We start from the raw sequence: 17,799 nt of genomic DNA on the forward strand, positions 1-17,799 counted from the left end.
TATCGCCTCAGCCTGCTAGCTCGACACCGGCGATATCTGGTCGGTTCCGTCAGTGGGTCTGGGTAGGGTCGCCTGGTGACCCGGGACCGAGTGGACGACGACTTCCGAGACCTGCCGCTGACCCGCCTGGCTGACGCCGCGCTGCAGCGAGCCCGCGAGCTGGGCGCCGAGCACGCCGACCTGCGGGTCGAGCGCGTGCGCAGCGCGAGCCTGCGACTGAGCGACGCCCGGGTGGCCGGCGGCGGTGACTCCACCGACAGCGGCCTGGCCGTGCGCGTGGTCGTGGACGGCGCCTGGGGCTTCTCGGCGAGTGCCGACCTGACGACCGAGGCGGCCCAGGCCGCGGCCTCGCGGGCGGTCGAGATGGCCCGGGTGTCCCGACCGCTGTCCACCGAGCGGGTCGAGCTGGCGCCCGAGCCGGTGCACACCGGTGAGTGGGTGTCCTCCTACGCGCTGGACCCGTTCGACGTCCCGGACGCCGACAAGGCGGAGGTCTTCACCACCTGGTCCCGCCAGCTGCTCGACGCGGGCCTGAACCACGTGGACGCCTCGTTCGACTGGGTCAAGGAGCAGAAGTTCTACGCGGACCTCGCCGGCACGGCGACCACCCAGCAGCGGGTCCGCGTACAGCCCGTGCTGACCGGTGTGGTGGTCACCGGCGACGGGATGGAGACGATGCGCACGCTCGCCCCGCCCGTGGGCCGCGGCTGGGAGTACGTGGTCGGCACGTCCGCGGACGGCGCGTGGGGGTGGGCGGAGGAGCTGGAGGCGCTGCCCGGGCTGGCCGTCGAGAAGCTCAAGGCGCCGTCGGTCGAGGCGGGCCGCTACGACCTGGTGATCGACCCCAGCAACCTGTTCCTGACCATCCACGAGTCCATCGGGCACGCCACCGAGCTGGACCGCGCCCTGGGTTACGAGGCGGCCTACGCCGGGATGTCCTTCGCCACCCCGGACAAGCTGAACACCCTGAAGTACGGCACCCCGTTGATGCACGTCACCGGTGACCGGGACATCGAGCACGGCCTGGCCAGCATCGGCTGGGACGACGAGGGCGTCGCCACCGGCTCGTGGGACATCGTGCGCGACGGCACCCTGGTCGGCTACCAGCTGGACCGGCGGATCGCCCAGCTGACCGGCGCCGAGCGCTCGAACGGCTGCGCGTTCGCCGACTCCTCCTCGCACGTGCCGATCCAGCGGATGGCCAACGTCAGCCTGCAGCCGGCAGCGAACGGTCCCTCGACGGAGGAGATCATCGCCGGGGTCGAGCGCGGCATCTACGTCATCGGCGACAAGTCCTGGTCGATCGACATGCAGCGCTACAACTTCCAGTTCACCGGGCAGCGGTTCTACAAGATCGAGAACGGCCGGCTGGCGGGCATGGTCAAGGACCTCGCCTACCAGGCGACGACCACGGACTTCTGGGGCTCGATGGCCGTCGTCGGCGGCCCGCAGACCTGGGTGCTGGGTGGGGCGTTCAACTGCGGCAAGGGCCAGCCCGGCCAGGTCGCCGCGGTCAGCCACGGGTGCCCGAGCGCGCTGTTCACCGACGTCCGAGTGCTCAACACCAACGAGGAGGGGGCAGCATGAGCGCGCACCCGCACGAGCTCGCCGAGCGGGCGCTGGCGGCGGCGACGGGGCCGTGCGTGGCCCTGGTCAGCAACCGCAGCGAGGCGAACCTGCGCTGGGCCGCGAACACGCTGACCACCAACGGGCTGACCAGCAGCCAGGACGTCACGGTCATCGCCGTGCACGGCGGCGACCAGGTGGGGGTCGTGAGCCGCAGCGGCGTGGACGTCGACTCGATCGCCGCCCTGGTCGCGGACGCCGAGGCCGCCGCCCGGGCGTCCGCGCCCGCCGAGGACGCCGCCGAGCTCGTGCCGGGCCCGGCCGACGACGCGTTCGGCGAGGCTCCGGGCGAGGTCACCGCCGGCGACCTGGCCGCGCTCGCGCAGAGCCTGGGCAGCGCCCTCGAGGACGCCCGCTCCGGCGACCGCGAGCTGTTCGGGTACGCGGAGCAGACGCTGCACACGACGTACCTCGCTTCGAGCACCGGACTGCGCGCGCGGTACGCGCTGCCCGCGGCGACCGTCCAGCTCAACGGCAAGTCGCACCAGCGCAGCCGCTCGGCGTGGGCCGGAGCGGCGGCGCAGGCCCTGGACGCCGTGGACGTCGCCGCACTGGCCGCCGAGGTCACCGACCGACTGGGTTGGCAGGCCCGGCGACTGGACGCCGAGGCCGGCCGTTACGAGACGATCCTGCCGCCGTCCGCGGTCGCCGACCTGATGGCGTACACGCTGTGGTCCTCGGACGCGCGCTCCGCGCACGAGGGACGCTCCGTGTTCGGCCGCAAGGGCGGAGGCACCCGGGTCGGCGACCAGCTGTCCGGCCAGCACCTGCGGTTGTTCAGCGATCCGACCGCTGCCGGGATGCAGACCGCCCCGGTGGTCATGGTGGGCGGCAGCTCGCCGTTCGGCTCGGTGTTCGACAACGGCCTGCCGGTCACCCGGCAGTCCTGGATCGAGGACGGCGTGCTGCGCGCGCTGCCGACGACCCGGCACTCGGCCGGGTTGGCGGGGATCGCCGACACCCAGGCCGCCGACAACCTCGTGATGGAGGTCGACGGTGGCCGCGGCTCCGCGATGGACCTGGTCGCCGACCTGGACGACGGCCTGCTGCTGACCTGCCTCTGGTACATCCGCGAGGTCGACCCGCAGACGCTCCTGCTCACCGGCCTGACCCGCGACGGCGTCTACAAGGTCGAGGGCGGCGAGGTCATCGGGGCGGTCACGAACTTCCGGTTCAACGAGTCCCCGGTGGACCTGCTGGACCGCATCGTGGCGGCCGGCACGACCGTGCCGACCCTGGGCCGCGAGTTCGGCGACTACCTGCCGCGGACGGCGATGCCGGCGCTGCGGGTGCGCGGCTTCAACTGCTCCAGCGTCAGCCAGGCCTCCTGATCGCGCCAGCGCACGTGGCCGGGGCGGGCCCGGCATGGCGGTGGCTGGATCGCGCGCGTACCGTCATGACGTGACACGGCACCAGCGTCCGACCGAGGTGCACACGATCACGTCCGCCCCCGCGTCATTGGACGACGACCTCGGGCTGCGGATGCGCAAGTACCTGATCTCGATGTCGATCCGCACGGTGTGCTTCGTGCTGGCCGTGGTGTTCTCCGGCCCGCTGCGCTGGGTGTTCCTGTCCGGCGCGATCCTGTTGCCCTACTTCGCGGTCGTGGTGGCCAACTCCGGGCCGAAGCGGTTGTCCCGCCATGCAGGATTCGAACCCGAACGGGGTGCCATCGACGACGGCAACCGTGACAGGCTGGGCCCATGATCGGGGCGACGGGCGATGGCACGGGGGACGTGCACGCCGGCGAGGTCGTGCCCGACCTGATGTGCAGCGCCAAGGGGTGCGGCGCGCACGCCACGTGGGTGCTGCGGTGGAACAACCCCAAGCTGCACCAGCCCGAGCGGCGCAAGACCTGGCTGGCCTGCGACGACCACCGTGACTCGCTCGGCGAGTTCCTCAGCCTGCGCGGGTTCCTGCGCGAGACCGAGCCGGCCAGCGCACTCGGATGACGCATACCCCGAATGTCGGCCTATCCGGGCCTATCGGCGCCCGATGACGCCGGATAGCTCGATCTTCGGGGTCATGCGAGATCGGTAGCTGGGTCAGCCGCCGATGGCGGACATCGGACGGCTCGGCTGCAGGAACGTCGGGTCATCGATCCCGTGACCGGCCTTCTTGCCGGCCACCAGCGTCATCATGAGCCGCGCCAGTTCGTCGTCGCTCGCGCCGGCCCGCAGCGGCGTGCGCAGGTCGTCCTCGGTGCGAGCGAACAGGCACGAGCGCAGCTGTCCGTCGGCGGTGAGCCGCAGCCGGTCGCAGGCACCGCAGAACGGCTGGCTCACGCTGGCGATGACGCCCACGATGGCCGGTCCGCCGTCCACCAGCCAGGTCTGGGCGGGTGCGCTGCCGCGCTCCTGGGGCGTCGGGGTGAGGGTGAACCGCTCCCCCAGCCGCTCCAGCACCTCGGCCTGGGTGACCATCGAGGACCGCTGCCAGGCGTGCTGCGCGTCCAGCGGCATCTGCTCGATGAAGCGCAGCTCGTAGCCGCGGTCCAGGCACCACTGCAGCAGGTCGGCGACACCCTCGTCGTTCACCCCGCGCATCGCCACGGCGTTCACCTTCACCGGCGAGAGCCCGGCGGCGGCTGCCGCCGCGAGGCCAGCGACCACGTCGGCCAGCCGGTCCCGTCGGGTGAGGTCGGCGAAGGCGGCCCGGTCCACGGTGTCCAGGGACACGTTCACCCGGTCCAGGCCGGCGTCGCGCAGCGGGGCGGCCAGCCGGTCCAGCCCGAGCCCGTTGGTCGTCATGGCGATCGACGGCCGGGGTTCGAGCGCGGCGATCTGGCGGACCAGCTCGGGCAGGCCCCGACGCAGCAGGGGCTCGCCGCCGGTCAGCCGCACCGACGTCACGCCGAGCTCCACAGCCACCCCGATGACCCGGGTGAGCTCCTCGAAGGTCAGCAGCTCGGGCTTGGGCAGCCAGTCCAGCCCCTCGGCCGGCATGCAGTAGGTGCACCGCAGGTTGCACCGGTCGGTGACGGAGACCCGCAGGTCGCTCGCCACCCGCCCGAAGCCGTCGACAAGTCGGCGGCCGGCGCTCTCGTCGTGCACGTGGGTTGACACGGGCTCAGCGTACGTCCCCGCCGCCCAGGGCGCGCCCTGCTCCGGTTACCGTCGTGCCGTGCCCGGCCTGGACCTCTGGCGGCGCCATCGACAGACCGTGGGTCTGGCCCTGATGGCGCTGGTCGTCGCGCTCGGCTGCGTGGGCCTCAGCCGATGGCAGTACCACCGGTTCGAGCACAAGCACGACGCGAAGCAGCTGGTTCAGCGCAACTACGGCGCCCGCGCCGTCCCGCTGGCGGACCTGATGGCGGATCCGGACCAGCCCTTCGACCCGGCCGACCAGTGGCGGCGGGTGCAGGTCACCGGGCAGTACGACACCGCGGCCACCACGCTCGTGCGCAACCGGCCGCACGACGACGGCGACAGCAACCCGACGTACGGCTACGAGGTGCTGGTGCCGCTCGTCCTGTCCGATGGCAGCGCGCTGCTGGTCGACCGCGGCTGGGTGCCCAACGGCACCGAGGGGACCAACCCCGGTCAGGAGCCGGACGTCGTCCCCGCCCCGCCATCCGGCACCGTGCAGGTCGTGGCCCGGCTGCGGCCCAGCGAACCCCACCGCGGCCAGCGGGTGCCCGAGGGGCAGGTGGCCAGCATCGACGTCCCGCAGATCGCCCGGTCCACCGGTCTGGACCTCTACCCGGCGTACGGCGCGCTGGTCAGCGAGGTGCCGCCGGCCACGCCGGCGCCGGTCCTGCTGGGCAAGCCCGAGCTGGACGGCGGCGAGGGCATCAACGCCTCGTACGCCGTTCAGTGGCTGCTGTTCGCCGCGTTGGCCCTGGGCTTCCCGTGGTGGTTCGTGCGTCGCAACCGGCGGGCCGCCGAGCTCGAGGAACGGGCCGCCGACGGGACCACGGCCGCTCCGGTCCCGGTGCCGCGCCGTCGCCGGATCTGGGACGACGAGGACGAGTAGCGCCACCCGGTCGGGCGCCCTGCATGACGGACCGCAGCGAATGCCACACTGTCCGTCATGGATCTCGGACTGACCGACCGCGCGTACATCGTCACCGGCGCCTCGAGCGGCCTCGGCCGGGCCACCGCTGAGCAGCTGCTCGCCGAAGGGGCTCGGTTGCTGGTCTGCAGCCGGGACGTCACGCACCTCGAGGAGCTCGCCGCCATGGCGGACCCGGGCAGCATCATGGTGCTGCCGGGCGACCTCGCGGACCCCGAGCTCCCGGAGCGGCTGGTGGCCGCGGCGATGGCCCGCTTCGGCCGGCTGGACGGCGCGCTGATCAGCGTGGGCGGACCGCCCGCGGGGACGTCAGACGAGATCACCGACGAGCAGTGGCGCGCAGCCTTCGAGACGGTGTTCCTGGGCCCGGTGCGGCTGGCCAGGGCGGTGTCCGACGCGGCGTCCGTCGAGGGCTGCTCCATCGCGTTCGTGCTGTCGACGTCGGTGCGCTCCCCCATCCCCGGTCTGGCGACGTCCAACGGGCTGCGCCCCGGTCTGGCCATGCTCGCCAAGACCATGGCCGACGAGGGTGGGCCGCGCGCCATCCGGGTCAACGCCTTGCTGCCAGGCCGGATCGACACCGAGCGGGTGCGCCACCTGGATGAGCTGGGTGGCGACCCCGAGGCCGCTCGCCGCGATGCCGAGGCCGCGATCCCGCTGCGCCGGTACGGCCGTCCGGACGAGTTCGGCCGGGTCGCCACCTTCGTTCTCTCCCCCGCCGGCTCCTACATCACCGGCACGGTCATCCCCGTGGACGGCGGAGTCACCCGCTCCCTCTGAGCGCTTGCTCTCCCCGTGCCGCCTATCGCGGCTCGGGGAGCGGCTCGGGGTGAGCAACCAACACGGGCTCCGGCGAGTCCTGCTGGGCGAACTGCGTGCGGTACAGGTCGGCGTACAGGCCGCCGGCCGCCAGCAGGCTCACGTGCGTGCCGCGCTCGACGATCGCGCCGTCGTCCACGACGAGGATCTGGTCGGCGTCCCGGATGGTCGAGAGCCGGTGCGCGATGACGATGGCCGTCCGACCCTCCAGCGCCGTCGCCAGGGCGCGCTGCACGGCCACCTCGCTCTCGGAGTCCAGGTGCGCGGTGGCCTCGTCCAGCACCACGATGGACGGCGCCTTCAGCAGCAGGCGAGCCAGCGCCAGCCGCTGCTTCTCGCCACCGGACAGCCGGTAGCCCCGGTCGCCCACCACGGTGTCCAAGCCTTCGGGCAGCGACGCCACCAGCGGCCAGATCTGCGCGTCCCGGCAGGCGGCCACCAGGTCGGAGTCGCTCGCGTCGGGCCGGGCCAGCAGCAGGTTGCCGCGGATCGTGTCGTGGAACATGTGCGCGTCCTGGCTGACCACGCCCACGGTGCGGTGCAACGACTCGAGCGTCACGTCCCGGACGTCGAGCCCACCGATCCGCACGGCCCCACCGCCGACGTCGTAGAGCCGGGACGCCAGGTGGGTGATCGTCGACTTGCCGGCGCCGGACGGCCCGACGAGCGCGACGACCTGGCCGGGCTCGACGGCGAAGCTGACGTCCCGCAGCACCGGCTGCGGTTCGCTCTGGTCAAGCACCGCGACGGACTCCAGCGAGGCCAGCGACACCTCGGACGCCCGCGGGTAGCGGAACGCGACGTGGTCGAACTGCACGGACGACGCCCCCGCGGGCAGCTCGACCGCGTCGTCGCGGTCGCGGACCAGCGGCTCCAGGTCGAGCACCTCGAACACCCGGTCGAAGCTGACCAGCGCCGTCATCACGTCGACCTGCACGTTGGACAGCGCGGTCAGCGGCCCGTAGAGGCGCCCGAGCAGCGCGGCCATCGCGACCAGCGCGCCGACCTCCATCGTGCCGTCGATCACCAAGATGCCGCCGGCGCCGTAGACGAGCGCGGTGGCCAGGGCGGCGACCAGCACCAGCGCGGTGAACAGCAGCCGCCCGTACATGGCCGACCGGATGCCGATGTCGCGCACCCGGGACGCCTTCTCCGCGAACACCTGCTCCTCGCGGGGGAGCTGCCCGAAGATCTTGACCAGCAGGGCGCCGGCCACGTTGAACCGCTCGGTCATGGTCTGACCCATGTCGGCGTTCAGGGTCATCGCCTCGCGCGAGATCTTGGCCAGCCGGCGCCCCAGCAGCTGAGCTGGCACCACGAACAGGGGCAGCATGATCAGCGCGACGAGCGTGATCTGCCACGACAGCGTCAGCATGGCGATGAGCACCACGACCAGCGTCACGACGTTGGACACGATCGACGACAACGTCGAGGTGAACGCCTGCTGCGCGCCGATCACGTCGCTGTTCAGCCGGGTGACGAGCGAGCCGGTCTGGGTCCGGGTGAAGAACGCGATCGGCATCTGCTGCACGTGCCCGAAGACCTTGACCCGCAGCACGTAGATGAGCCCCTCGCCGATGCTCGACGACAGGAAGCGCTCGGCCAGGCCGAGGGCCGCGTCGAAGACGGCGATCAACGCCACGAGCAGCGCGGACGTGACGACGACCCGCTTGTCCCCCGGGATCACCCCGTCGTCGATGATGCGCTTGAGCAGCAGTGGCGTCGCCACCACGAGCACCGCGTCGATGACGACGAGCACGAGGAACGCGATGATGCGGCCGCGGAAGGGTGCGGCGAAGCTGACGATGCGGCGGGCCACCCCCGGCGTCAGGGCAGCCTGCTTCACCGACGGATCGCGTCGGACCGAGTTCATGAAGGACCCGCTCGCGCGACCCATACCGCCCATAGACATGCCCGTGCAACACCCCGCCGGAGCGGCTACTTCCCCGCGTTCGCCACCAGCGCAGCCAGGGCGGCGAGCCGGCGGCCCTGCGCGGCCCGTTCGGCCGCGTGCTGCTCCGCGTCGCTGCGCCCGGTCGCACCAGCCAGCAGCGCCTTCGTCTCGCGGACGGCGCCGGCGTCCGGTGCGGTCAGGGCGGCCACCAGGTCGTCCACGGCCTGAGCGAGGTCCGCCCGCTCGACCCGCAGCGACGCCAGCCCGATCCGGGACGCCTCCTCGGCGCCGATCCACCGGCCGGTGACGCAGACCTCGAGCGCCCGGCTGTAGCCGATGGCGCGGACCAGCGGGGCCGTGCCGGTCAGGTCCGGCACCAGCCCGAGGCTGGTCTCGCGCATCGCGAACTTCGCGTCGTCGGCCACGATCCGCAGGTCACAGGCCAGGGCCAGCTGGAACCCGGCGCCGACCGCGTGGCCCTGCACCGCCGCGATGCTGATGACCCGCTCGTCGGCCAGCCAGGTGAAGCCGCGCTGGAAGGCGGCGATCGTCTCGTCGAGCTGGTCCCCAGCCATCCGGGCGAGCTCGAGCAGGCCCGGCTCCCCCGGCAGACCCTCGCCGAACATGGCGCGGTCGAGCCCGGCGCTGAAGGACTCGCCCTCGGCCCGCAGGACGACGACCCGGACGTCGTCGTCGAGCGACTCGCCGATGGCGGCCAGAGCGCGCCAGGTCGTGGGGGTCTGGGCGTTGCGAGCCTGCGGGCGGTCCAGGGTGACGGTGAGGACTGCCCCGCTGCGCTCGGCGCGGACGTGACCGCTCGCGAGAAGGTCGGGGTCGACGTCCGGGATCTCGGGCATGCGCCCGAGCCTAGCCAGCGGCCTGCGTCCGTCCCCCGGGCAGGCCGCTGGTCGTGCAGGAACGCTCGGTCAAGCCGTCCGTCGCCGGGTCGCGCCGCCGCGTCCGCGGAGCACGAGATCGCTCTCAGACAGCACCCGGTGGACGAAGCCGTAGGAACGACCTGTCGCCGCGGAGATGTCGCGGATGCTCTTTCCCTCGCGGTACAGGCTGGTGACCGTCTTGGTCATCCGGGTCCGATCGTCCCCAGTCAGCCGCGCGCCCTTCTTGACGGTGGTGGTCATGGGCCCTCCTCTGCTCTCGGGCTTTCATCGTCCGAGATGTCGGGCTAGTCCGCCACTTGAGATCGTCAGGCGAGGGCCACCAGGTCGGCGTACTCGGGGCTCCACAGGTCCTCGTCGCCGTCCGGCAGCAGCAGCACGCGCTCCGGTTCGAGGGCGTGCACGGCGCCCTCGTCGTGGGTCACCAGCACGACGGCGCCCTTGTAGCTGCGCAGTGCGCCGAGCACCTCGTCGCGGCTGGCCGGGTCGAGGTTGTTCGTCGGCTCGTCGAGCAGCAGCACGTTCGCGCTGGACACGACGAGCGTCGCCAGCGCGAGCCGCGTCTTCTCGCCACCGGACAGCACCCGCACCGGCTTCTCGGCGTCGTCCCCGCTGAACAGGAACGAGCCGAGCACCTTGCGGACGTCGGTGTCGCCGAGCTCGGGCGCCGCGGTGCGCATGTTCTCCAGCACCGTGCGGTCGGTGTCCAGGGTCTCGTGCTCCTGGGCGTAGTAGCCCAGGCGCAGCCCGTGGCCCGGGTGCACCTCGCCCGTGTCCGGCGGGTCGATGCCGGCCAGCATCCGCAGCAGCGTGGTCTTGCCTGCGCCGTTGAGTCCGAGGACGACGACCTTGCTGCCGCGGTCGACAGCGAGATCGACGTCGGTGAACACCTCGAGGGAGCCGTACGACCGCGACAGCCCGCTCGCCGTGAGTGGGGTGCGCCCGCAGGCGGCCGGCTCGGGGAAGCGCAGCTTGGCGACCTTGTCGCTGACCCGCTGGTCCTCGAGACCGGCGAGCAGGCGTTCGGCCCGACGGGCCATGTTCTGTGCCGCAACGGCTTTGCTCGCCTTGGCCCGCATCTTGTCGGCCTGCGACATCAGCGTCGCCGCCTTCTTCTCGGCGTTGGCACGCTCGCGCTTGCGGCGCCGCTCGTCCGTCTCGCGCTGGTTCAGGTAGAGCTTCCACCCGACGTTGTAGAGGTCCAGCTCGGCGCGGTTGGCATCCAGGTGGAAGACCCGGTTGACCACGACGTCGAGCAGCGACACGTCGTGGCTGATGATGACCAGCCCGCCGCGGAACGCCTTGAGGTAGTCGCGCAGCCAGGTGATCGAGTCGGCGTCCAGGTGGTTCGTCGGCTCGTCGAGCAGCAGGGTCTGCGAGCCGCTGAACAGGATGCGGGCGAGCTCGACGCGACGGCGCTGACCACCGGACAGCGTGTGCAGCGGCTGACCCAGCACCCGCTCGGGCAGGGCCAGGCTGCTGGCGATGCTCGCCGCCTCGCTCTCGGCCGCGTAGCCGCCTCGGGACTGGAACTCGGCCTCGAGCCGGCTGTACCGCGCCATCGCCTTGTCGCGGGTGTCGTCGTCCGCGCTGGCCATCCGGCCCTCGGTCTCGCGCAGGTCGCGGATGACGACGTCCATCCCGCGGGCGGACAGGATCCGGTCACGGGCCAGCACGTCGAGGTCGCCGGTGCGCGGGTCCTGCGGCAGGTACCCGACGTCACCGGAGCTGGTGACCGTGCCGGCGGCAGGCTGACCCTCACCGGCCAGGATCTTCGTCAGCGTGGTCTTGCCGGCACCGTTGCGGCCGACCAGGCCGACCCGGTCGCCGTCCGCGACCCGGAACGTGGCTGACTCGAGCAGCACGCGGGCGCCGGCGCGCACCTCGAGTGCGGTGGCGGTGATCACGTTGGGGCCTCTCACGCAGGGGGTCGGGTCGGACGGCAGCCTTCGTCGTCGCCCAGGGCGTGCGGCCGAACTCGCGGTCAGTCTACGCGAGCGTCAGGATGCACCCGGAGGTCACATGAGTTTCAACGAGAACGCAGGGCTGGACACCAGCCAGGTCAGCTCCGGTGGTGGTCGCGGCAAGATGGTCATCGGCGGCGGGGCGGGTCTGGTGATCCTCGTGCTGGGGTTGGTCTTCGGGGTCGACACCAGCGGCCTGCTCGGGTCGTCCGACCCGTCGGAGCCGTCGGGCGCCAGCACGATCGGGGCCAGGTGCCGCACCGGCGCGGACGCCAACCGCGACGTCGAGTGCCGGGTGGTCGGGACCGTGAACAGCGTGCAGGCCTTCTGGGCACAGGCGCTGCCGACGTACGGCACGGAGTACTCCCCCGCCCAGACCGTGCTGTACTCCGGCCAGACCGCCTCGGCCTGCGGCACGGCGTCAAACGCCGTCGGGCCGTTCTACTGCCCGACCGACAAGCAGGTGTACATCGACGCGAGCTTCTTCGACGAGCTGACGAGCCGCTACGGCGCGGACGACGGGGCGCTGGCCCAGGAGTACGTGGTCGCGCACGAGTACGGCCACCACATCCAGGACGAGCTCGGCCTCCTCGGCGCTGCGCAGAACGACCGGCAGGGCGCTGACTCGGGCTCCGTCCGGGTCGAGCTGATGGCGGACTGCCTGGCCGGGGTGTGGGCGCACGGCGCAAGCACGACGACGGACCGTGCGGGCCGCACCCTGCTCAAGCCGCTCACCGCGCAGGACATCGACTCCGCGCTCTCCGCCGCCGCGGCCGTCGGGGACGACCGGATCCAGCAGAAGGCGCAGGGCCGGGTGGACCCGGAGTCGTGGACCCACGGGTCCGCGGCGCAGCGTCAGACGTGGTTCACCACGGGCTACCGGACGGGGAACCTCAAGGCCTGCAACACGCTGGACGCCGCCACCCTCTGACCCGTTCGAAATACCTCCCGCGCGGATGTATCACCGGGGTCCGCGCCCGCTCTGTCTGGTCGTGACGGCAGGACGCCGTCGCGTACGTCTCCGACGGAGGGGAGCGATCGATGGTGCAGAGCGAGCGCGTGGCGCGAGCCCGCAGGGCCAACGTGGCACGAGCCCGAGCGCGCATCATCATCGCCAGGCGACGTGCGCGGGCCGAGGGGGCGGGGTACCAACCGCCACCCGGTGGACCGAGGTGGTCCTGGGATCCGGAGCCGTCGCAGTCCGGAAACACTGGCTGAGACGTGGGGGTCGGGAGCAGACTGCTCCCGACCCCCACGACGCATGTCCTGAGGTGGTCAAGCCCGCCCACCGCAGGTGAGCAGACCCGAGACGACGTCGACGAAGGACGGTCATGAACGAGTCCGAGTACTGGAAGAACCGGCGCAAGCAGGCACTGGCCAGGGCGCTCGCGCGCGGTCCCGAAGGGGGCGGTGTGTCGCAGGTCGACGCCGACGAGGGCTACCTCTACCGACCCGGTCAGCTGCTGTTGGGTCGTGGCGCGGTCGACGAGCTCCGGAGCGAGACGCAGTCCTCGCGCGTGCGCCCCGTCGAGTCCCTGAACGCTCGCTTCGAGGACCGCGGCGTCGACCTGCAGGCCTGGTCCATCCCGAGCGATGTACGGCTCACCGCACTGCAACGCACGCTCGCACCTCGAGCAGAGGCGGTCGGCTCGCACGTCGCCCTGAACCACGTGTTCGCCGGCGAGTGGGTCTACCAGGGCGGTCCGGCCACCGAACCGCACCTGGCGCCGGAGCTGCCGGCGCCCGGTCGGATCGACCTGACGTCATCCGAGCCGGTTCTCGCCGTGCTCGACACCGGCGTCACCGATCCGGCGCACCCCTACTTCGCCGACGCGCTGCTGGACGAGATGGCGGACGACGTGGACGTCCTGGACGAGGACCACAACCGGTACCTGGACACCGAGGCCGGTCACGGGACATTCATCTGCGGCTTGGCCCAGCGCGTCGCTCCTGGGCTGGCGCTCGAGCAGCGCAAGGTGCTGACTCCCAACGGGTTCGGCGACGACCTGAGCGTCGCCCTCGGTGTCGCCGAGACGACCGCGCCGGTCATCAACCTGTCGCTGGGCGGGTACACCCGGGACAACCGACGTCCGCGGGCGCTCCGCGCGGCACTGGCGGCACTTGACCCCTCGCGGGTCGTCGTTGCCGCAGCCGGCAACAACGGCCACAGCCGGCGGTTCTGGCCGGCGGCCTTCCACGAGGTCATCGCCGTGGCCGCCTACGACAGTGCGAACGGCCGAACTGCCGACTTCAGCAACTACGGCCCGTGGGTCGATGTCTGCGCGCCCGGCGTGTCCCTGCACAGCTCCTTCGTTGACGGGCGCCGTGGCGACGCCAGCGACGATCCGACGTTCTCCGGCTGGGCCGCGTGGAGCGGGACGTCGTTCGCCGCACCCCTGGTGGCCGCAGAGATCGCTCGTCGGGTGGCGGCGGCGTCGGGCAGGAGCGCCCAGGAGGTCGCCGACGAGTTCCTCGGCGAGCTCGGGGACCTGCCGGACGACGGCTACGGGCGGCGGTACGAGCCCGAGACGAACGTGCGCTTGGCTGACGTGTCGTCTGGGGTCTAGCTCAGCAGCCGTAGAGGTCGAACCCGGCCGTGGTGGCGTATCCGGCCGGGGAATCGAGGTCGAGGGTGCGGCGCGCCGCGAGGAGCGCCGCACCCGCGTCGAGTCCTGCCGCGAGGTTGCGGTGCAAGGCGTCCATCAGCACCGCCGTCTCCTGGTCAGGTGTCGGCAGCGTCGTCGCGATCACCCCGGCAGACCCCATGGTCAGCAGCGCGTGCGCGACCCCGAGCAGCTGGTTCCCGGGCAGCACCGCGGCTGCGGCCGAGTGGCAGGCGGCCAGGACGACGAGCTCCGGCGGCCGCGCCAGGCCCTCGAGGTCGTAGACGGTGAGGTCGCCGTCGGCCAGCCGCAGGGAGGAGAGCAGCGGGTTGTCGGAGCGGAAGGTGCCGTGGGCGGCGATGTGCGCCACCGAGGCGCCGTCCAACAGCTCGAGCGTGCGGGCGACCGTCGCTGCGTCGCCGAACTCGACGGTCGCGTAGCGCGCCCGGTGCTCCGGCAGGGTTGGCGCCAGCGTGACACCGGGACCGGTCACGAACACCTCGGGTCGGTCGACGCTCTTCGGCGCTCGCATCGACCTGTTGGCCCGCGCTGCGAGCCACGCCGTCCCAGAGCGGACCAGGTGCACCGGGATATCGGTCAGGCTCGGCAGCAGCCCCCAGGGAACCGCGTGCAGCGCCTCGGTAGGTGCGATCACCAGCCCGGGCACGTCCTGCGGCGACCCCAGCTGAAGCGCAGCGCGAACGGGCTCGACCAGCACATCGTCGAGGTGGGACGCCGCAGCCTTGGCTCCGGCCAGCGCAGCCGCAAGGGAGGCCTGGCTGCCGCGTCCGGTGGCGAGCCTGGCCAGCGCGAACTGCAGGTGCTCCAGTCCGTCCTCCACGTCGCTGACCAGACCCAGGTCGAAGACACGAACCCGCGCTGCTCCGGAGCCGGCGACCGTCAGGGCGTGCAGTCCGCCGTCCGAGACCACGTACTCCACGAAGCCCCGCCCGGCCAGGCCGGCGGCCAGCTCCACGGCCGCCGCCGGCGGCAGCGGCGGGCTCCACGCGCCAGGCTCGGTGCGCCGGCTCAGCCGCACGACGTCGCGCTCCCGGGCCGCGAGGGTGGCAGCAGCGGCACGGTCACCGGACGCGCCCACTGCTGCCTCCTGCGCCTCGGTCGAGGCCCGACGCAGTCGCTCGATCGCCAGCGACAGCTCGGGATCACGCGGGGGCCGGACCGGTCGGGACCGCAGGTCCTGCCCACGCCAGCGCTCGACCTCACGGAGCAACCGGTCGGCCGAGCCGCTCTCCAGTGCGACCCTGATGCCCACCCGCGCGAGGTCCTGCGCGATCGCGGGCACGTGCGCTTGGAGGTCACTGGCGCCCAACCCTGCTCGGTGGCGGGACAGCACCGTCATGCCGGCCCGGACCGCGCTGGCGGCGCCCTGGACGTCACCACGGCGCTGGCGCAGCAGTGCCGCCGCGTGCCAGTAGCGGATACGCGTCACGGACGACGCGCCTCCCGAGGCGGCGGACGCTTCGGCCAGCAGGTCACCCGCCACGTCGTGCCGTCCCGCGGCCGAGGCCATGCGCGCGGCGGCCAGTCGGGCCTCGATGGCGGCGTCCGCCCAGCGGGCGTCGTCCAGCGCGGTGACCAGGCCACGGGCACGTCGGACCAGCCCGGTGTCACCACCGTCGTCCTCCAGCGCCAGCAGCTCGAGCAGTCGGGCCTGGAGCACCCAGCCCGCTCGCCGCTGCTTCCCGGCGAGCTCGCGCGCCGACCGGGCGTAGTCGGCGGAGCTGGCGGCGTCGTGGTCCAACAAGGTGATCCGCGCCAGGAGCGCTTCGCACTCCATCAGGTCCGCGCCCAGCTGCGCCTGCGCCAGCGCTACGTGGGCTCTCTCGGCCAGCTCACGGGCTTCGCCGACCACCCCGCAGGAGAGCATCAACGACGCCCGGTCAAGCAGGCGCAGCCCGACGATGTACCCGTGCCGATCGCAGATGGGATCGGCCTCGTCGAAGCGCTCGAGCGCGAGCACGACGTCACCACGCTCTCGGGCCAGACAGCCCAGGTTCCAGGTGATCGCTGCCGCGTCCATCTCGCGTCCGCCGGCCAGGTGCAGGTCGCGGGCCCGAACCAGATCGACCTCGGCCGCGGACAGCTCCCCCTGGAAGGCGTGCAGGATGCCCCGGTTGCACCGCGCCCTGGACTCCCAGACGTCGTCCCGCGCCTTCTGCAGCACCGGAACGGCGTCGTCGTAGATGTCCAACGCGTCCCCGAAGCGCCCGCAACGCTGCAAGATCAAGGCTCGCTGTGCCTGCAGTCGTGCCTGCGCCACTCCCTGCAGCACGTCAGCCGCCGTCGCGGACTGGCGCAGCGCCTGTGAGGTCTTGCCCAGGTCCAGCAGCACGAACGACCGGGTCATCCGGGCCTCGGCGGCGCTCTGCAGGTCGCCGGCCTGGGTGGCCGAGCGGACCGCGCGCAGCAACGCGTCCTCCGCGGTGGCGAGGTCGCCCTTGGCCCGGGCGCCCAGCCCGAGCGCCCGCCAGGCCAGCGTCCGCGCGGCGGCGTCCGGACGGCCCCGGGCCACCGCCAGCGCCCGCTCGGCCCGCGCGATCGCCGCGGAAGGATCGGTGCCGACGAGCTCCATGGCCTCGGCCGCGAGCCGAGCAGCGTCCGAGACCACGACCGGGAGGTCGGTGCCCGGGCGCGACGGCGCGACCGCCTGCTTCGGGACGGTCATCGTGGGCGCTGGCTCAGTCTGGGTCACCACGAGCAGTCTCCTACACGGAGAAGCTCACAAGGAAACCCATTCGGTACGAAGTCGGCGGCCGTCGGCGGTCGTGAGCCGCAGGCTGAGCGTCCGCGCGCTCACCTCGGCCCGGAACCGACCCATCGAGTCGACGGCGATGGGCTCGACGCCGGCCAGGGTGTGCACGAACATCTCGCGGACCGCGCCGGTGACCTGCCCGACGAGTGCCCAGCCGTGCCGCTCGCGCCGGGAGCCGAGGTCGATCTCCAGCCCCTCCAGGGCGAAGGACAGCCAGTTGTCGGAGTCGCCGCGCACCAGCGTGGTGGCCATGGACTCCACGAGCGGGATCAGCTCGGCGTCCAGGTCGCGCAGGATGAACGCCGCGCGGGCCGCCTCGCTGACCACCTCGGGCACGGGGTCGAGCTGGTCGTACATCGCAGCCAGCTCGGTGAGCAGCCGCTCGTCCGGGTCCGGGGGCGTGATGATGGGCATCATCTGTCCCCTCCCTTCGTGTCGTCGTCGCCGTCGTTGGGGTTGAACCCCATGTCCAGCAACACGTCCTTGAGTCGTTGCAGGCAGCGCCCCCGGGTGGGGCCGATACTGCCGATGGGCATGCCGAACGCCTCGGACACCGCTTCGTACCGCGGTGGCGGCGAGGCCGACAGCACCCGGAGCAGGCGCTGGCAGCGGTCGTCCAGCTCTCGCACGGCGCGCAACAGGGTGGCGTCCCGCTCGCTGCTGAGCAGGGACTCCTCCACGCCGATGCCGTCGTCCGGCATGGTCTCGAGCATGTCGTCGGCCCCGTCGCGCCGTTCGCGCTGGCGCCGGGTGACGATGCGCAGGGACTCACGCCTGGAGGTCGTGGCGAGCCAGGCGCCGAGGCGCTCGGGCTCCTGGATGGCACCGAGGTGCTCGACGAGGCGCAACCAGGTGGTCTGCACCGCGTCGCCGCAGTCGGCCGTGTTGAGCCGGTGCGAGCGAGCCACCGACCAGACCAACCGCTCGTAGCGCCGGACGATCTCGTCCCACGCCGACTGGGCGCCGTTCGCGGCGCGCGCGAGCAGGTCCGCGACGCTGGCGTCGCCGACCGGAACGTTCGTCGCGGCCGACGGCTGCGACGTCGCGTTACCACCCGACGCGATACCGGCGCTCACGGAACTCTCCCCAGGACGGCGGACTGCCCATTCTGGTCGCCCAGCGACCAGCGCGACAAGCCCGCCGTCCCCACACGCGAAATGCGCCCTCATGTCCAGACAGAGCAGAACGGGGGCATCCTGATACGTGATGG

General features: G+C 72.4%; 16 protein-coding genes. 8 read left to right on the forward strand and 8 right to left on the reverse strand.

Annotated features, from left to right (window positions below):
- Nucleotides 1-75: 75 nt before the first annotated feature.
- The 4 genes from ABEB17_RS12040 (at nucleotide 76) to ABEB17_RS12055 (ending at nucleotide 3,578) form a co-directional block, all read left to right on the forward strand.
- Entirely contained in the window at nucleotides 76-1,587 is a 1,512-nt protein-coding gene (locus tag ABEB17_RS12040) for a TldD/PmbA family protein (RefSeq protein ID WP_345716936.1), read from the forward strand.
- Nucleotides 1,584-2,957: a metallopeptidase TldD-related protein gene (locus ABEB17_RS12045; RefSeq protein ID WP_345716937.1), complete on the forward strand. Its 1,374-nt coding sequence runs from the start codon at nucleotides 1,584-1,586 to the stop codon at nucleotides 2,955-2,957. The genes ABEB17_RS12040 and ABEB17_RS12045 overlap by 4 nt, the downstream gene beginning before the upstream one ends.
- A 70-nt stretch (nucleotides 2,958-3,027) precedes the next feature.
- A complete protein-coding gene (locus ABEB17_RS12050) occupies nucleotides 3,028-3,333 on the forward strand; it encodes a DUF3099 domain-containing protein (protein ID WP_345716938.1) in 306 nt (101 codons plus the stop codon).
- Entirely contained in the window at nucleotides 3,330-3,578 is a 249-nt protein-coding gene (locus ABEB17_RS12055) for a hypothetical protein (RefSeq protein WP_345716939.1), read from the forward strand. Before ABEB17_RS12050 ends, ABEB17_RS12055 begins: the two co-directional genes overlap by 4 nt.
- Before the next feature lie 93 nt (nucleotides 3,579-3,671).
- Here ABEB17_RS12055 and moaA read toward each other — a convergent pair whose 3' ends face one another.
- The gene (moaA, locus tag ABEB17_RS12060) at nucleotides 3,672-4,691 is read right to left on the reverse strand and encodes a GTP 3',8-cyclase MoaA (protein ID WP_345716940.1); all 1,020 of its coding nucleotides are present in this window, start codon (nucleotides 4,689-4,691) and stop codon (nucleotides 3,672-3,674) included.
- A gap of 58 nt (nucleotides 4,692-4,749) precedes the next feature.
- On the opposite strand from moaA, the gene ABEB17_RS12065 reads away from it, so the two are divergent.
- Nucleotides 4,750-5,601: an SURF1 family cytochrome oxidase biogenesis protein gene (locus tag ABEB17_RS12065; RefSeq protein ID WP_345716941.1), complete on the forward strand. Its 852-nt coding sequence runs from the start codon at nucleotides 4,750-4,752 to the stop codon at nucleotides 5,599-5,601.
- A 57-nt stretch (nucleotides 5,602-5,658) separates the two neighbouring features.
- Complete coding sequence (locus tag ABEB17_RS12070; RefSeq protein WP_345716942.1) at nucleotides 5,659-6,420, forward strand: SDR family oxidoreductase; 762 nt, start codon at nucleotides 5,659-5,661, stop codon at nucleotides 6,418-6,420.
- 22 nt (nucleotides 6,421-6,442) lie between these two features.
- On the opposite strand, the gene ABEB17_RS12075 is transcribed toward ABEB17_RS12070, so the two are convergent.
- The 4 genes from ABEB17_RS12075 to ABEB17_RS12090 all read right to left on the reverse strand — a co-directional run bounded on the left by ABEB17_RS12075 (nucleotide 6,443) and on the right by ABEB17_RS12090 (nucleotide 11,156).
- Entirely contained in the window at nucleotides 6,443-8,365 is a 1,923-nt protein-coding gene (locus ABEB17_RS12075; protein ID WP_345717340.1) for an ABC transporter ATP-binding protein, read from the reverse strand.
- Between the two features lie 32 nt (nucleotides 8,366-8,397).
- A complete protein-coding gene (locus ABEB17_RS12080; protein ID WP_345716943.1) occupies nucleotides 8,398-9,210 on the reverse strand; it encodes an enoyl-CoA hydratase/isomerase family protein in 813 nt (270 codons plus the stop codon).
- A gap of 69 nt (nucleotides 9,211-9,279) precedes the next feature.
- A complete protein-coding gene (locus ABEB17_RS12085; protein ID WP_345716944.1) occupies nucleotides 9,280-9,492 on the reverse strand; it encodes a helix-turn-helix domain-containing protein in 213 nt (70 codons plus the stop codon).
- A 65-nt stretch (nucleotides 9,493-9,557) separates the two neighbouring features.
- The gene (locus ABEB17_RS12090) at nucleotides 9,558-11,156 is read right to left on the reverse strand and encodes an ABC-F family ATP-binding cassette domain-containing protein (protein WP_345716945.1); all 1,599 of its coding nucleotides are present in this window, start codon (nucleotides 11,154-11,156) and stop codon (nucleotides 9,558-9,560) included.
- Between the two features lie 115 nt (nucleotides 11,157-11,271).
- On the opposite strand from ABEB17_RS12090, the gene ypfJ reads away from it, so the two are divergent.
- Entirely contained in the window at nucleotides 11,272-12,144 is an 873-nt protein-coding gene (ypfJ, locus tag ABEB17_RS12095; protein WP_345716946.1) for a KPN_02809 family neutral zinc metallopeptidase, read from the forward strand.
- A gap of 400 nt (nucleotides 12,145-12,544) precedes the next feature.
- The gene (locus tag ABEB17_RS12100; RefSeq protein ID WP_345716947.1) at nucleotides 12,545-13,780 is read left to right on the forward strand and encodes a S8 family serine peptidase; all 1,236 of its coding nucleotides are present in this window, start codon (nucleotides 12,545-12,547) and stop codon (nucleotides 13,778-13,780) included.
- A gap of 1 nt (nucleotide 13,781) precedes the next feature.
- Here the strand turns inward: ABEB17_RS12100 and ABEB17_RS12105 are convergent, their stop codons facing one another.
- From ABEB17_RS12105 to ABEB17_RS12115, 3 genes are read right to left on the reverse strand one after another with little or no spacing between them, the layout of a single operon-like run.
- Nucleotides 13,782-16,529, reverse strand: coding sequence for a CHAT domain-containing protein (locus ABEB17_RS12105; RefSeq protein WP_345716948.1), 2,748 nt, complete (start codon nucleotides 16,527-16,529; stop codon nucleotides 13,782-13,784).
- Between the two features lie 27 nt (nucleotides 16,530-16,556).
- Nucleotides 16,557-17,006 (reverse strand): hypothetical protein, encoded by a 450-nt coding sequence (locus ABEB17_RS12110; protein ID WP_345716949.1) that lies wholly within the window; start codon nucleotides 17,004-17,006, stop codon nucleotides 16,557-16,559.
- Nucleotides 17,003-17,665 carry an RNA polymerase sigma factor gene (locus ABEB17_RS12115; RefSeq protein ID WP_345716950.1) on the reverse strand — a complete coding sequence of 221 codons (663 nt, stop codon included), beginning with the start codon at nucleotides 17,663-17,665 and terminating at the stop codon, nucleotides 17,003-17,005. The genes ABEB17_RS12110 and ABEB17_RS12115 overlap by 4 nt, the downstream gene beginning before the upstream one ends.
- Nucleotides 17,666-17,799 lie beyond the last annotated feature (134 nt).

The organism is Angustibacter luteus, assembly GCF_039541115.1.
Taxonomy (GTDB): domain Bacteria; phylum Actinomycetota; class Actinomycetes; order Actinomycetales; family Angustibacteraceae; genus Angustibacter; species Angustibacter luteus.